Origin of the sequence: Flavobacterium daemonense, assembly GCF_007341385.1 — a bacterium.
Lineage (GTDB): Bacteria > Bacteroidota > Bacteroidia > Flavobacteriales > Flavobacteriaceae > Flavobacterium > Flavobacterium daemonense.
This window is the reverse complement of sequence record NZ_VJYD01000010.1, coordinates 83,305-99,133: the sequence shown is the minus strand read 5'-3', so window position 1 is coordinate 99,133 and position 15,829 is coordinate 83,305. Positions and strand designations below refer to the sequence as shown.

Sequence of the window (15,829 nt, the reverse complement as noted above, 5' to 3'; positions counted from 1 at the left end):
ATATGATTAAGATTACAGAAGCATTTGTTGAAGATATTGCTAAAATTCAACAAATTGCACATATAACTTGGCCAATAACATATGGCGAAATTTTGACTTCAGAACAATTAGATTATATGTTGGATTTAATTTATTCTGATGAAGCACTTTCAAAACAGATTCAGAATAAAGAGCAATTGTTTTATTTAATTTCAGATTCAGAAGCAATAATTGGTTTTATTGGAATTGAACACAATTATAAAAACGAAGCGATTACTAAAATCCATAAAATCTATTTTCTGCCAGAAACTCAAGGAAAAGGTTATGGTAAAATAGTTTTTAATTCAATTGAAAAACTGGCTTTAGAGAATAATTCGGCAGCACTTTTATTAAATGTAAACCGATTCAATACGGCTTTGAATTTCTATAAAAAATTAGGTTTTGAGATTAGAGAAACTATTGATATAGAAATTGGGAATGGGTATTTGATGGAGGATTATGTGATGGAGAAACAAATATCAAAATAATTTTTACACAATATTGTCATTTCGACGAAGGAGAAATCTCCACAAGTAGCTCCGCAACGAAAAACCAATCTTTGTAGAGCTTCTCGCGAAGATTTCTCCTTCGTCGAAATGACAAACTGTTCTTGACCTACTTTGATTTAATGGATTAGAATTTGAATTTCTCAAATTGATTCAACTCACGACCACATCATGCTTAAACAATAATCCTTTAACTTCATTCAAAGAAAAAACAGCTTTCTTCAATTTGGTTTTAGACGGATCAATAGTGTAATTATAACTCGTTTTAAAATCGGCTTTATTGGCGATGGCTTTGTCGAATTCTGATCGGTATAAATCACAGTTGTCAAAAAGGACATTTGTGAGATCTGCAGCCATAAAATCTACAGCAATTAAGCTGCAATTGCTAAATGGAGTTCCTTTTATTTTTAGGGTATAAAATTTTGAGAAATCCAAAATGCAATCGTTAAAACGAACTTCAAAAATCAGTTTGTCGCACATCGCAAAATTCACTTCTTTGATTTCGCAATTATTAAATGTTACAGTTCTAAAAGCGACATAGTTAATTTTGGCTTCACTAAAAATGCAGTCATTAAAGACACAATCGATAAAAGAAACAGCTAAAAAAGTACAGGCAGAAAAATTGCAATTATTAAAAACGCAACATTCAAAATCCTTAAAATTAAGGTCATCTTTGGCGTAAATAATGGCATTGTATTCTTTGTCAAGAAAATATTCGCTTTCTTTTTTCAACTGTATTTTGATAATTATTTGAGACCGAAAAGGTAATAATTTAGAATAAAATATTCCATATAAATCATTAAATCATTTTGATTTCATTCACATTTTTAATGAACAAAATAATGTAGCTTTACTGTTATTTTTTTATCAAATACAGATCAGTTTTATCATATGGAATCAACAAGAAAAGAACATGATTTTTTAGGAGAATTAGAAATCCCAAATCATTTATATTACGGAATTCAAACTTTTAGAGCGGTAGAAAACTTCAATATTACCGGAATTCCAATCTCAAAAGAGCCTTTGTTTATTAAAGCTTTAGGATATGTAAAAAAAGCCGCCGCATTAGCCAATAAAGACTGCGGTGCAATTGATCCTAAAATCGCAGACGCAATCTGTTACGGAAGTGATCAAGTAATTTCAGGTAAATTCGATAAAGAATTTGTCAGTGATTTAATTCAAGGCGGAGCGGGAACTTCAGTAAATATGAATGCCAACGAAGTAATTGCGAATATCGGATTGGAATATTTGGGTCATAAAAAAGGAGAGTATAATTTTCTTCACCCAAATAACCATGTAAACTGTTCACAGTCAACTAACGATGCGTATCCATCAGCGTTTAGAATTGCTTTGTATTTAAAAATGGACAGCTTTATTAAAACTTTTGCAGGTTTAGAAGTTGCTTTTGCCAAAAAAGGCGAGGAGTTCAAAGAAGTTTTAAAAATGGGAAGAACGCAGCTTCAAGATGCTGTTCCTATGACTTTAGGACAAGAATTTAAAGCGTATGCAACGACAATTGGCGAGGATATTCAACGTTTAAAAAATGCTCAAGAGTTGCTTTTGGAAATTAATATGGGCGCAACAGCTATTGGAACAAAAGTAAATGCGCCAGAAGGTTATCCAGAAATTTGCGTAAAATATTTGGCTGATGAAGTTGGAATTCCGTTGACGCTTTCGCCTGATTTAATTGAAGCTACGGTTGATACAGGCGCGTACGTTCAAATTATGGGAACTTTAAAACGTTCTGCAGTTAAGATTTCTAAAATATGCAACGATTTGCGTTTGTTGAGTTCTGGACCAAGAACGGGTTTAAACGAAATTAATTTGCCAGCACGCCAGCCAGGTTCTTCAATTATGCCAGGGAAAGTAAATCCGGTAATTCCAGAAGTAGTGAATCAGACTTGTTTTTATGTTATTGGACAAGATTTAACGGTTACAATGGCGGCAGAAGCGGGACAACTACAATTGAACGTAATGGAGCCAGTTATTGCTTTTGCGATGTTTACGTCATTGGATTATTTGTCAAATGCAATTCAAACCTTAATTGATAAATGTATCAACGGAATCACTGCAAATGTTGACCATTGTTACAATATGGTCATGAACAGCATTGGTATTGTAACGCAGTTGAATCCAATCATCGGTTATGAAGAAAGCGCCAGCATTGCCGGAGAAGCTTTGAAAACTAATAAGAGTGTGCATCAAATTGCAGTTTTAGAAAGAAAATTGATTACTCAGGAAAAATGGGACGAAATCTATTCACTAGAAAATTTGATCCATCCAAAATTTATCACAAAATAAGAGTTCCAATAAAAAATATTATCACAAGCCGTCATTTGTTTGACGGCTTTTTTTTATTTTATTTTTATTGAGATGTAAGAGTAATATGTTGAAAATAAACTATATATTTACATATGAATTGATTATTGTTTCGAAAAATTAAAACTTTCATATGGTAAAATTTTTAAAAAATAATTATTTTCAGAATACATATAAAATCTTAGGGTTTCTTTTTTTCATTCAATTTAATTTGAATGCGCAAACAGAAATAGACAGTTCTAAAATTTGCCCTCCAAAAACAATAATAGAAATCTTTAAAAAAAAGGATTCTATTTATGTTGTTAAACCCATTAAAAACAGCTTTTTCTTAATTATTCCGGCGATTGGGTCGCAACCTGCAACGGGTTTCTTTTATGGGGCTGTCGCACAGTATACATTCAAAGGAAAAGAAAAAGCAGATAAATATTCAATCGCAAATCTCGGAATTACGTATACCACAAAAAAGCAATGGCTTGTAAATGTTAAAAATAATATTCTGCTGAAAAACAACAAGATATTTTTAAGTGGTGATTATCGTTTGTATATATTTTCGCAGCCCAATTATGGTTTAGGAACAAATATTATTCCGCCTCGCCGTGAGCAGGAGCCGGGCTTCAGTATTGATTCGCTTGCTCAGCCAATGGATTATAATTATTTCAAATTCCATCAATCAGTTTCTTTTCAAGTTCGACCAAATTTTTATGTTGGTGGTGGTCTAAATATCGATTGGTATTCGAGCATTGTTGATAAAGAACTTGATGTCGCAAACGGAAATTTTACCTACCATTATGATTACAACCAAAAATATGGATTTAGTAACAATGAATATTTTTTAAATGGCGTGAGTCTTAATTTAGTTTACGATTCAAGAGACAATCAAGTGAATGCATCTCACGGATGGTTTGCCAATATTAATTATCGTTTTAATCCGGTTTTATTTGATAATCAAGAAGTCAGCAATGTTTTATATGCAGAATACCGAAATTTTATTCCGGTTTCACAAAAAGATAAAAGATACATTTTGGCGCTTTGGACATACGGACAATTTGTAACCAAAGGAAAAGTGCCCTACCTGAATTTGCCTGCCATTGGCTGGGATCAGCGAAGCCGAAGTGGGGAAGGTTATACTCAAGGGTTGTTTAGAGGAACAAATTTGGTTTATCTAGCATCCGAATTTAGATTTCCGCTTTCTTGCAATCAAATGTTTAGCGGCACTGTTTTTACAAATTTTGTCACTACAAGCAATCCCGATACGGATACAAAACTTTTTAAATACGTTCAGCCCGCTTTTGGCTTTGGACTCCGTATTCTAATTGACAAAGCAACAAGAACCAATCTTATTGCTGATTTGGCGTGGGGGAACAATTCAAAAGGCTTTTATTTGAATGCAGGCGAAACATTCTAGTAATTTCAAGCTGGTATTTTTTAAAGCAAAAAGTTATTGTTTACTACTATTTTTTTAAACACATAGAAACATAGATTTTAATTCTAAAAAAAGAGTTTGGAGAAAATCTAGATTTTCACACATAGCGCTATGTTTGTGAATGTGAGTGAAACGCCTTTATTAATTGTGTTGCTGAGTTGTTCATAATTAAATCATAATTTTTAATAGTTCTGATTTACATTTTTAATGTCAATCCTTATTTTTGTTGTATATCCAATTTTAAATGAAGTTACTAATAGTCGAAGACGAACCAAATCTTTTGTCCATTTTACGCAAAGGATTTGCCGAAAACAACAACGAAGTAAGTGTGGCTCTCGATGGCAAAACAGCTCTCGAAATGATCCATAATTATCACTTTGATGTTGTCGTTTTAGATGTTATGCTTCCAGATATCAACGGAATCGAAATTTGCCGCAGACTTCGTGCAAGCAAAAATTTCGTTCCGATTTTGCTTTTAACAGCCTTAGGAACTTCAGAAAACATTGTAACCGGATTAAATGCCGGTGCCGATGATTATTTGGTCAAACCTTTTAAATTTGGCGAACTTGATGCTAGAGTAAACGCTTTAAACAGAAGAGCGAATCAAGACAACGAAAAAATCGATAAGATTATAATTGGCGATTTAGAAATCGACGGAAAGGCGAAAGCTGTAAAACGTGATGGAGAACCAATTGTTTTGACGGCAAAAGAATTTAAATTACTGTATTATTTAGCTAGAAATGCTGGCAGAATTGTATCACGCGACCAAATTTTGGATAATGTCTGGGATATTAATTTTGATATGAATACAAATGTTGTAGATGTTTATATCAACTATCTGCGAAAAAAAATAGACAAACCTTATAAAACCAAACTTATTCATACAATGAAAGGTCTTGGTTATGTTATACAGCTATAAAATGGATATAAGAAAAAGAATTACGTTCACTTATGTAGCTTTATCTACCTTTAGTACACTATTGTTGTGTATTATAGTTTTTGTTTTATTCCGAGAAAACAATCGCTATCATTTCTTAAAAAGGCTTGAAGACCGCGCTAAAATTGTCGCTTCTATTCATTTTCAAAAAGATCCTGAAAAAATAAAATACTACAGCAATCTTAAAAAAAATGGACTCGAAGAACTTATTGAAGAAGAAGAATATGTTCTTAAAATAAACAGCGCCAATAGTTTTGATTATAATACAAAGCTGAATTTGCCAAATGAATTTTATTCTAATATTTTAAGTACTGGAAAAGATTATTTTGAAGTCAACAGCAAATATTATTTGGGACAGGTTTTTACTGAGGACAATCAAAAATATATTGTTATTGTTGGCGCACGCGATCGAAGAGGAAAAACAACAAGTATTTATATTGTAAAAATATTGCTTTTTGGAGGCATTGGATTTGTGCTTTTGGCTTTCTTTTTAGGCCGATTTTTAGCAAAACGTGTTATTGATCCTGTTGCGAGAATTACTAAAGAAGTAAACCGAATCAGCGCATCAAATCTTCATAATCGTTTGCCGGATGTCAAAAATTCGGATGAAATTTCAGATCTTACACATACATTTAATGATATGTTGGATCGATTGGAAACTTCGTTTGAAATTCAGGCTAATTTCATCAATAATGCCTCGCACGAATTAAAAACGCCAATTACAACCATTATTGCTGAATCGGAAATTATGCTTTTAAAGGAGCGTCAAGTTTCAGAATATGTTCAGTCTTTAGAGAATATTTACAATCAGGCGTCAAGATTAGGAAATTTAACCGAAAGCCTGCTGAAACTGACACAAACTGGTTACGACGGAAAAAAACAGGTTTTAGATATTGCTAGAATTGACGAGTTGCTTCTGGATGTAAAATCGGATCTAGATAAAATTTATCCAGACAATCGAGTGAGTATCCGATTAAATGTTGCACCAAAAGATTCTAGTTTGCTTTTAATTCCGTGCAATAAACCGCTTTTAGAATTGGCAATCAACAATATCATTACAAACGGCGTAAAATATTCTGATAATAATGAGGTTTTTGTGTCGCTTTCGGCCAATAAAGAATCGATAAAAATCTCCATTAATGATATCGGAATCGGAATTCCGCCAGAAGATATTCCGCATTTGTATGAACCTTTCTTTAGAGGAAAAATTGCGACCAAATATATTGGTTATGGTTTAGGGCTTCCTTTGGCTTCTAAAATCATCCGTATGCACGATGGAGAAATTCAAGTGCAGTCAGAGCAAAATAAAGGAACGATTGTAACGATCATTTTCACGAAATCAAACCTTAAAAAAAGCGACATTAAAAATTCTAATGTTGAATCTTAGAAAATTCTAATCTTAACTTAAGAACCGTCTAATTTTCAGGAAGTTATTTTGCATGTATAAACTAAACGATTATACATATGAAAAATATACTTATACCCACTACTTTAAAAGACGATACAATTTGCGCAGTAAAATCTGCTGTAAATCAAGCTAAAGATTCGGGCTGTGAAATCATTTTGTTTATGGCGGCCGAAACTCCAGATTCGTTTTCTTCGTCTTTTTATCTGCGCGAAATGAAAACGGGGCTTACTATAAGTCAGGAAGAAGTTTTGGAAACTTGCCGTTATATTGTTGAACATACTCCAAACTGCAAAATAAAAGTCCACAATCAATACGGACTTTCATCTCCAATTTTAAAACGTGTTGTAGAACATTTTTCTGTAAAATTAATTATTCTGACAAATTCATACAAGCAGGAAGCAAAGCGTATTCACCAATATTTGATTCAATTGGCTGGAAATCAAAAATGTCCGATTCTGCATTTAGGAAATGAAAATTTAAAAGAAGATTTTACAAAAGCGCTTTACATCGAAAACGGAAAAGCTAATATGCATGTAAAAGATGTACAGCAATTTTTGAATGAGAATTTTTCATATGAAATTGTAAGTCAGACTTCTAAAATTGATGATGATTATGAAACTCTGGCTCCTTATTTATCTGAAGCGATTTCTAAATATGAAATCGACTTGTTGGTCGAAACTCGAAAAGGCGAGAAAATCAAATTCAAAAAGAAGAAAAAAGAAAATATTAATGAAAAATTAGGACTTCCGGTTCTTTCATTGTACGAAGAGTTGGTTTGATTAGTTGATGGTTGTCAGTTGTCAGTTGTTAGGCATTATGCTTAATAAATAATTTCAAAATTATATTTTATCTAATCTGCCATTTATCTAATCGAGTTATTCAGAAAAAATAGTAAAGACTAACAACCAACAACCAACAACTGACAACCAATAACTAGAAAACATTAATTTAAAACCGAAAATATGTTATTAAAGAAAAGAATACCAATGAAGTACGTTCTCGGGAAAATTAAAGTAGAAATTGTACTTGTATTAGCTTACACGATTTTATTTGAGATTTTTCACTATTATTTTATCAATCTGCCGGTAGATATTCCTATTGCGATACCTACAATGATTGGTACCATCATATCATTATTGCTGGCTTTTAAGTCAAATCAGGCTTATGATAGATGGTGGGAAGCTCGTATTGTCTGGGGTGGCATCGTAAATGATTCCAGAACCTTGATACGTCAGGTTTTGACATTTTATAAAGATCCAGATTTCTCTGTTGAAGCAAGTGAATTCAAGGAAAATTTTGCAAAAAGACAAATCGCATGGTGTTACAGTTTAGGCCAGGCACTTAGAAATAAAGATGCTGTAAAACCACTTGAAGGATTGATGAGTGAAGAAGAAATTAAATACATCAAAAATCACCAAAATGTCCCTAATGCGATTTTAATGCTTCACGGACGCGACTTGCGAAATGCTAAAAACGATAAACGATTCAATAAATATCAGCAAGTTGAAATCGATAATACGTTGTCAAGATTGTGTGACGGAATGGGTAAATGTGAAAGAATTAAAAACACGATTTTCCCAACAACATACAGCATGTACATTAGATTGACATTGTGTTTGTTCATTTTGTTGTTGCCATTTGGATTGACAAGTGTATTAAGCTGGTTTGCGATTCCGCTGATTACAGCAATTGGAGCTGCGTTTTTTTTGATTGAAAGAATGGCGATTCATTTGCAGGATCCGTTTGAAAACAGACCTACAGATACTCCAGTTACAGCAATTGCAAATACAATTGAAAAAAACATAAAGCAAATGCTGAACGAATATCAAAGCGAATTCGATATTCTGAAAGAATTTGAGTTAGACGAAATTCCTAAAAAGGCCGAAAAAGATGCCTATTATGTTTTATAAAAGCAATTGACTTGGTTTCTCAATTTGTTCCAGGCAGCGTTTTAATTAGTGGCGCTGTCTGGTTTTTTATTTTAAAGCGAATTCTTTGAGTGTAATTGGTAAAACAGTTTTCAACACATAGAAACATAGGCTTTTAAATGCATTAAAGGTTATAAAAGAGAAACTAGTTTCTCAACACATAAGTAGGGCTATGTTTGTTTTAAATAAGTGAAACGCCTTTTTTAAGTTGCAAAATCTATGTTTCTATGTGTTAAAAATAATTTCGCTCAACAAATTAAAGCGAATGTTGTTTAAGTAAATTCCCCAAAGTTTGAATAGCAGTCCTCAATTCATTTGTCCAAGGAAGGCCAAAACTCAAACGCATACAATTTGAAAACTGATCTTGAAAAGAGAAAATTCTCCCCGGCGCAATACTGATATTGTGTTTCATAGCCAAATGATAAAAAGCTGCGGTATCAATTTTTTTATCCAATTCTACCCAAAGAAAAAAACCGCCTTGAGGCTGACTTACTTTTGTTCCGGCCGGAAAAGATTCTAAAACCGTATTAATGTAATTATTGCAGTTTTGGTTTAAAATCTGACGAATTTTTCTCAGATGATTTTCATAGCGGCCATTCTTCAAAAAATCTCCAACAACTTCATGCGTAATGGTTGTTGCGGAAATAGTATGATACAATTTAGTGCGCAGAATTTCCTTTTTAAATTTTCCGGGCGAAACCCATCCAACACGATACCCAGGTGCCAAACTTTTAGAAACCGAACTACAACAAAGTACAATCCCGCTTTCGTCATACGTTTTGCAGTTTGTTGGTCGGCTTGCGCCAAAGTACAAATCGCCGTGAATATCATCTTCAATTAGTGGCACATTATAAAAATCCATTAATCTGACAATTTCTTTTTTATGTTCGTTTGGCATCATACTTCCAGACGGATTGCTGAAGTTGCTCATCAAAACACAGGCTTTTACTTTATTGTTTTTTAATGTTTTTTTTACGGCTTCTAATTCGATTCCGGTTGTCATATTGGTTGGAAGTTCCATAACGTATAAACCTAAAGATCTGGCTAGTTGCAGAATACCGAAATAAACCGGACTTTCAGTAATAATCGTATCTCCTGGTTTTGTCAAAGTCAGCAAACAATCAGAAATGGCCGAAATACAGCCCGGAGTTGTGATAATATCTTCTTCAGTCAATGAACCGCCCCAAGTGAACGACCAACGTGCAATTTCTTTACGCAAGTTGCTGTTTCCTTGAATTTCCTCATAACTTGTACCGCTGTTTGGCAGTTGTCGCATGGCTTGAACCATTCCTTTATTCAATTTAGCTATAGGAAGAAGCTCATTTGACGGGAAACCAAGTGAAAGCATGGTAACATCTTTGATTCGCATGTCTCCGTAAACCAAATCAACTAAATCTTCGCGGTCAATATTTTCGACTTTTAAAATGGGAGTACTTGCAGAAGGTTCTGCTATAATTCTTGCTGAAATATTACTCACATAATAACCCGACTGTGGACGCGATTCGATAAGTGATCTGCTCTCAACTTCATAATAGGCTTTGCTCACGGTGCTCATGCTGTAGCCCGTTTCGGCACAGACTTCCCTAATCGAAGGCAATTTGTCACCAACGTTTAAAAGCCCAGATTTTATCTGTTTTTCAATAACATCTGCAAACTGTAAATACAAGTAATTGGAGTTTTTCATAAAAATAAACTGTTATGGTGCAATTTACAAAAACTGTATCTGTATTGCTGTTTTATTTTTAAGAAATTTGTCTCAGTTAAAAGAAGAAACCAAAATCATGAAAACTACAAAATATTATACTGCCGCTATTACCGCTTACACTGTATGGGGATTTTTCAGTTTGGTTTTAAGGCCAATTCATGATTATCAATCAATAGATATATTATTTTTCAGAGTTTTCAGTTGCAGTATTTTGATGCTTCTGATTGCTTTTCTTTTTAGAAGAAGTAAAATCAAAGAAACTGTGGGGGTTTTTAAAGCATTGTCTTCTTCTGAAAAGAAAAAAGCAATTCTGCTAAACATTGGCGGAAGCTTTTTTTTAATGGCTAACTGGTTCACTTTTATTTATGTAATGAATCATGTGAGCGTTAAAGCGACTTCGTTGGCTTATTTGGTTTGTCCAATTTTGACGACTCTGCTTGCTTACTTTTTGCTGAAAGAAAAACTGGCTAAAACGCAATGGCTTGCCGTTGGTTTGAGTATTTTGGGTTGTCTGTTATTGTCTTATGCCGATATTATGGATATGTTTTTCAGCATCATCATCGGACTTACGTATGCTTCTTATTTGGTGAGTCAACGTATCAATAAAGGTTTTGATAAATTCATTGTGCTTACGTTTCATATTACATTGGCAGCGCTGGTTTTATTGCCTTTTTATCCGGCTTACAGCGGACCAGTGCCAACAGAATTTAAGTTTTATTTCTGTATCGAAACCATCGCAATAGCGTTTACAATAATTCCGCTTTTCCTTAATTTGTATGCACTTTCAGGACTTCCTTCGTCAACTGTGGGAATGCTTTTAAACATAAATCCGATGATTGCTTTTATGCTTGCTGCTTTTGTCTTTAACGAACAAATCAGCACTTTACAGATCACAGCTTACAGCATCATTTTTTTAGCAGTGTTAGTTTTTAATTCACATCATATTTTTGCAATAAAACAAAAATATATCCTGTCATCAAAAGATTCTCAATAATGTAATCTTACATTTTTTATTGGTTTAGAAAGTAAAATTACGAGAATCTTAACAGGGTTTTAAAACAGGAATGATTATTTTTCATTCCTGTTTTTTTTATTAGCCACGAATTACACGAATTTTCACGAATTTCTTTTTTGACTAAATATTAATTTTAAATAAATCTAATTTGTGAAAATTCGCGTAATTCGTGGCAAAAAAAACTTTTAATCGCTGCAACCAGATAGCTATCGGCAAAATAGCGACGAATTGCACGAATTTTCACTATTTTTTTAGCAAGCATCTGCTTAAAATAAATCTAATTCGTGAAAATTAGTGCAATTCGTGGCAAAAAAATCCTTGTAAACTATGCAATCTGTGGCAGAAAACTATTAAAAACCGAATCTCTATTATATGAAACCAGCAAAACTTCAAGCCTTTATTCCGTTATTTTATTTAGTATGGTCAGATGATTTATTGACGCAAAAAGAATTTATTACTTTAAAAGAGTTTATAAATTCACTGTCAGCGTTGACTTCAGACGAAAAAGAATTTCTGCTTTCAAAAGTGGATATTTCAAATCCGCCTTCGCGAAATGAACTCACACAATGGAAATTGGATATTGAAAAAAGTATTCAAGATAAATCGTCTATAAAATCTATTTTTGATATTGCATTAGCACTTTCCGATAAAGATCTTGATATTTCGGTTTTAGAATCGAATTTCAAAAAACTCGAAAATGATCTTGGAATTTTAGGCGAAGAAGCACTTCAAAACTTCAAAACAAAAGCCGATTCGTTTACCGCAAATTCACAAACGACAAGCAATTTTGATATTCAGAAAATCACTGAATTTTTAGACGGAAAAGAAGCGCCAATCATCAAAAGAGTAAAATCAATTATTTCCCGACCAGAATTTGCTTATGAAACTTCGACAGATATCAATGTTTTTCGCCAAACGGTTTATAATTGGTGTAAAATTTTAGCCGAAGAAAACTTAGGAAACATGGCTTATCCGAAGGAATATGGAGGTGGAGGAAACGTAGAAGATTATTTTGCGATCATGGAAACGTTGAGTTATCATGATTTGAGTTTGGTGATAAAATTTGGTGTGCAATTCGGACTTTGGGGAATGAGTGTTCAGTCTCTTGGAACCGAAAAACATTATGCTAAATATTTAAAAGATATTGGTTCGCTGAAACTTCCGGGCTGTTTTGCTATGACCGAAACGCATCACGGATCGAACGTAAAAGGTTTGGAAACGACAGCAACTTACAATCATAGCGATCAGACTTTTACGATTCATACGCCGAATAAAAATGCGAAAAAAGAATATATCGGTAACGCTGCAGTTCACGGACAAATGGCAACTGTTTTTGCCAAATTAATTATCGACGATCACGATTATGGCGTCAATGCGTTTGTGGTTCCGCTGCGCGATCCAAATGGAAATGTTCTAAAAGGCGTTACTATTGGCGATTGTGGTCATAAAATGGGTCTAAACGGTGTCGATAACGGAACAATCAGTTTCGATAATGTCGTGATTCCGAAGGAAAATATGCTCGATCGTTTTGCTTCTGTTAATGAAAATGGCGAATTCGAAAGTCCAATTCCGAGTGATAATCGCCGATTTTTCACGATGTTGGGAACTTTGGTAGGAGGAAGAATCGGGATTCCGAGATCAGCATTGGCAGCAGCCAAATCAGGATTGACGATTGCCATAAGATATAGCGATCAACGACGACAATTTGGACCTGAAGGCGGATCAGAAGTTCCGATTTTGAATTACAGAATGCACCAACGAAGATTATTGCCAAATTTAGCGAAAACCTATGCCGTTCATTTTGCGCTTCAATATCTTACCAATAGATTTTTGAACAGAACCGAAGCCGAAATGCAGGAAATTGAAGCTTTAGCGGCTGGATTAAAATCGTATTCAACCTGGAGCACAAGAGATATTTTACAAGAATGTCGTGAAGCTTGTGGCGGAAAAGGATATTTATCTGAAAACCGAATTGATGCTTTAAAAAATGATACTGAAATTTACACCACTTTTGAAGGTGATAATACCGTTTTGATGCAATTAGTAGCAAAAAATCGTTTATCAGAATTCAGAAAATCTTTTGGAGAAACGGGTTCGCTCGGAATCATAAATTATGTTTATGAAAATGCCAAAACAGCCATTACAGAGAAAAATCCAATTGCAACCAGAAGAGCCGATGACGAACATTTACTTGATGCTGAGTTTCATTTACAGGCTTTTATCCACAGAGAAAAAACAATTTTGGCTTCGGCAGCGCGACGCATCAAGAAATTAGTTGACGGAGGCTTAGAAGCTTATGATGCTTTTAATGTCGTACAGCATCAAATGATCGATGTGGCACAAGCCTATTTGGAACGCATTGTTTTGGAGCAGTTTCAGGAAGCTTTAAAAGTAATTAAAGACGAAAATTCAAAACAAATATTAACCAAATTGTATCAATTATTTGCACTTTCGCAGATAGAAAAAAACAAAGCTTGGTACCTTGAAGACGGTTATATGGAAGCTGTAAAAACAAAAGCGATCCGTAAATTGGTCAATCAGTTGTGTTGGGATATTCGCCCAGATGCTGTGGCTTTGGTCAATGCTTTTGATATTCCGGAAAGTTGTCTTTCAGCGCCAATTGCTAAGCTATAAAATATTTTTTGCCACAAATTGCACTAATTTTTACAAATCATAATCATTAAAAAGAAAATAAAAATTCGTGAAAATTAGTGCAATTCGTGGCAAATAAAAAAAACTTAGAATCTTAGCATCTTAGAACCTCAGTATCTCATTATATTTGCTTTTCTAAAAACTATCGACCACCAAATTGAAAAACCTTTTACTGTTTTACACCTTATTGCTTAGCTTTCCAACATTTGCTTTGGATAGCGAAGATATTATTTTGGTTAAATTGAACGATGCTTTAAAAAATAAACAGCATTACGTTAAGCTGAAAGAAGAACGGATTTTAAACTTCAAAAAAATAAAATCTGAGACGTTAACCCCAGAACAAGAGTACAATTACAATAAGACATTATATTTAGAATATCAGAAATTCAATTCTGATTCGGCTATTCGCTACGTAAAAAAGAATATTAAAATTGCAGGCGAACTTCAGAAAAAAGAACTTCTTAATTTGGCGCAATTAGAGTTGGTTACATTGTATTCATCTTCGGGGAAATACCGCGAATCGGAAGCGATTTTAAAAAGCATTAAGAAAAGTGAACTGCCATTAAATTTATTACCAAATTACTACATCGCTTATCGTGAATTTTTTGAACATTATGCGGCGAACAGTTATAATGAAGAATACCGCCAGCAAATTGTAAAATATCGTGATTCGCTTTTATTGATTTTAAAGCCAAATACTTTAGATTATAAAATTACAAGGCTAACGCAGGATATTTTTTATAAGAAATATGACAATTCGCAAAAACAGCTCGAAAAATTACTGCAAACAACCACAGAAGATAATCCGCAATATGCGATGATTACTTATCTTTTGGGGAAAATTAACGAAGCAACCCATAATATAGAACTTCAGAAAAAGTATTATGCGCTTTCGGCTACTTCCGATTTAAAAAATGCAAATAAAGACAACGCTTCGTTGCAAGAATTAGCATCGGTTTTTTATGAAATTGGCGATGTTGATATGGCCTATAAACTTACACAATCGGCAATTGAAGATGCACTTTATTGTAATGTTCAATTTAGAACGCTTTTAATGTCAGAGGTTTACTCGATAATCAACACGGTTTATCTGGAAAGAGAAGCAAAACGCAAAGCAGAACTTCAGACTTATTTGCTCTGTATCAGTTTATTGTCGATATTTTTGATTGCAGCCGTAGTTTATGTTTACAAACAAATGAAAAAGGTTTCAAGAATTCGTGGAGAACTCTATGAGACCAGTCAGAAATTGGCCGAATTAAACAAAGACATTACAGAAACGAACGAACAATTAAAAGAAAGAAATTCGCAATTATCTGAATCTAATCATGTTAAGGAAGAATATATAGCGCATTTTTTCAGTCTTTGTTCGACTTACATCAATAAATTAGAAAATTATCGCATCATCTTAAATAAAAAAGCGGCGGCGAAACAGTTTGATGAAATTTATAAAATTTTGAAATCTACAACTCTGGTAGATAACGAATTAGAGGAATTATATAAAAACTTCGATATTATCTTTTTGAATTTATATCCAACATTCGTAAAGGATTTTAATGCGCTGTTGATTCCAGAAGAACAAATAGTTTTAAAACAAGGAGAACTGCTAAACACCGAATTAAGAATCTTTGCTTTAATACGCCTCGGAATTACAGATAGTGTCAAGATTGCGGCATTTCTTCGTTATTCGTTGAGCACAATTTACAATTACAGAACCAGAGCTCGAAATAAGGCTGCAGTTTCTCGAAATGATTTTGAAGAAATGGTCATGAAAATTGGCTCAATGGCCTTGAAATCGTAAAAATATATTTTAAAATCACTACTTTTTTTGCTCTATTTTTTTTATTAAATATTTGAAAATGAATATTTTAATTTTTTGATTCACTACTTTTTTACGTTTAAAATTATAACTTGTACTATA

Annotated in this window: 12 protein-coding genes; 10 read left to right on the top strand and 2 right to left on the bottom strand. The window is 33.4% G+C overall.

Going from position 1 to position 15,829, the window contains the following annotated elements; genetic code table 11:
- Positions 1–2: 2 nt before the first annotated feature.
- Positions 3–506 carry a GNAT family N-acetyltransferase gene (locus FND99_RS13815; protein ID WP_144338535.1) on the top strand — a complete coding sequence of 168 codons (504 nt, stop codon included), beginning with the start codon at positions 3–5 and terminating at the stop codon, positions 504–506.
- A gap of 171 nt (positions 507–677) precedes the next feature.
- Here the strand turns inward: FND99_RS13815 and FND99_RS13810 are convergent, their stop codons facing one another.
- Entirely contained in the window at positions 678–1,256 is a 579-nt protein-coding gene (locus FND99_RS13810) for a pentapeptide repeat-containing protein (RefSeq protein WP_144338534.1), read from the bottom strand.
- 159 nt (positions 1,257–1,415) lie between these two features.
- Here FND99_RS13810 and aspA point away from each other — a divergent pair, with 159 nt between their 5' ends.
- The 6 genes from aspA (at position 1,416) to FND99_RS13780 (ending at position 8,521) form a co-directional block, all read left to right on the top strand.
- Positions 1,416–2,825: an aspartate ammonia-lyase gene (gene aspA / locus FND99_RS13805; RefSeq protein ID WP_144338533.1), complete on the top strand. Its 1,410-nt coding sequence runs from the start codon at positions 1,416–1,418 to the stop codon at positions 2,823–2,825.
- A 151-nt stretch (positions 2,826–2,976) separates the two neighbouring features.
- The gene (locus FND99_RS13800; RefSeq protein WP_144338532.1) at positions 2,977–4,248 is read left to right on the top strand and encodes a BamA/TamA family outer membrane protein; all 1,272 of its coding nucleotides are present in this window, start codon (positions 2,977–2,979) and stop codon (positions 4,246–4,248) included.
- Between the two features lie 262 nt (positions 4,249–4,510).
- Positions 4,511–5,185: a response regulator transcription factor gene (locus tag FND99_RS13795; RefSeq protein WP_144338531.1), complete on the top strand. Its 675-nt coding sequence runs from the start codon at positions 4,511–4,513 to the stop codon at positions 5,183–5,185.
- Position 5,186: 1 nt separating this feature from the next.
- Complete coding sequence (locus FND99_RS13790) at positions 5,187–6,590, top strand: sensor histidine kinase (protein ID WP_144338530.1); 1,404 nt, start codon at positions 5,187–5,189, stop codon at positions 6,588–6,590.
- A gap of 77 nt (positions 6,591–6,667) precedes the next feature.
- Positions 6,668–7,390 carry an adenine nucleotide alpha hydrolase family protein gene (locus FND99_RS13785; protein WP_144338529.1) on the top strand — a complete coding sequence of 241 codons (723 nt, stop codon included), beginning with the start codon at positions 6,668–6,670 and terminating at the stop codon, positions 7,388–7,390.
- Positions 7,391–7,573: 183 nt separating this feature from the next.
- Positions 7,574–8,521: a bestrophin family protein gene (locus tag FND99_RS13780; protein ID WP_144338528.1), complete on the top strand. Its 948-nt coding sequence runs from the start codon at positions 7,574–7,576 to the stop codon at positions 8,519–8,521.
- A 274-nt stretch (positions 8,522–8,795) separates the two neighbouring features.
- Here FND99_RS13780 and FND99_RS13775 read toward each other — a convergent pair whose 3' ends face one another.
- Complete coding sequence (locus tag FND99_RS13775; protein WP_144338527.1) at positions 8,796–10,223, bottom strand: aminotransferase-like domain-containing protein; 1,428 nt, start codon at positions 10,221–10,223, stop codon at positions 8,796–8,798.
- 97 nt (positions 10,224–10,320) lie between these two features.
- Here FND99_RS13775 and FND99_RS13770 point away from each other — a divergent pair, with 97 nt between their 5' ends.
- The 3 genes from FND99_RS13770 (at position 10,321) to FND99_RS13760 (ending at position 15,709) form a co-directional block, all read left to right on the top strand.
- Positions 10,321–11,238: an EamA family transporter gene (locus FND99_RS13770; RefSeq protein ID WP_144338526.1), complete on the top strand. Its 918-nt coding sequence runs from the start codon at positions 10,321–10,323 to the stop codon at positions 11,236–11,238.
- A gap of 393 nt (positions 11,239–11,631) precedes the next feature.
- Positions 11,632–13,893, top strand: coding sequence for an acyl-CoA dehydrogenase family protein (locus tag FND99_RS13765; protein WP_144338525.1), 2,262 nt, complete (start codon positions 11,632–11,634; stop codon positions 13,891–13,893).
- A 175-nt stretch (positions 13,894–14,068) separates the two neighbouring features.
- Positions 14,069–15,709: a DUF6377 domain-containing protein gene (locus FND99_RS13760; RefSeq protein WP_144338524.1), complete on the top strand. Its 1,641-nt coding sequence runs from the start codon at positions 14,069–14,071 to the stop codon at positions 15,707–15,709.
- Positions 15,710–15,829 lie beyond the last annotated feature (120 nt).

What these genes read in the sequence shown, in the direction of transcription:
- FND99_RS13815 (WP_144338535.1), top strand. Translation starts at nt 3, where the DNA reads ATGATTAAGATTACAGAAGCATTTGTTGAAGATATTGCTAAAATTCAA.
- aspA (WP_144338533.1), top strand. Translation starts at nt 1,416, where the DNA reads ATGGAATCAACAAGAAAAGAACATGATTTTTTAGGAGAATTAGAAATC.
- FND99_RS13800 (WP_144338532.1), top strand. Translation starts at nt 2,977, where the DNA reads ATGGTAAAATTTTTAAAAAATAATTATTTTCAGAATACATATAAAATC.
- FND99_RS13795 (WP_144338531.1), top strand. Translation starts at nt 4,511, where the DNA reads ATGAAGTTACTAATAGTCGAAGACGAACCAAATCTTTTGTCCATTTTA.
- FND99_RS13790 (WP_144338530.1), top strand. Translation starts at nt 5,187, where the DNA reads ATGGATATAAGAAAAAGAATTACGTTCACTTATGTAGCTTTATCTACC.
- FND99_RS13785 (WP_144338529.1), top strand. Translation starts at nt 6,668, where the DNA reads ATGAAAAATATACTTATACCCACTACTTTAAAAGACGATACAATTTGC.
- FND99_RS13780 (WP_144338528.1), top strand. Translation starts at nt 7,574, where the DNA reads ATGTTATTAAAGAAAAGAATACCAATGAAGTACGTTCTCGGGAAAATT.
- FND99_RS13775 (WP_144338527.1), bottom strand. Translation starts at nt 10,223, where the DNA reads ATGAAAAACTCCAATTACTTGTATTTACAGTTTGCAGATGTTATTGAA.
- FND99_RS13770 (WP_144338526.1), top strand. Translation starts at nt 10,321, where the DNA reads ATGAAAACTACAAAATATTATACTGCCGCTATTACCGCTTACACTGTA.
- FND99_RS13765 (WP_144338525.1), top strand. Translation starts at nt 11,632, where the DNA reads ATGAAACCAGCAAAACTTCAAGCCTTTATTCCGTTATTTTATTTAGTA.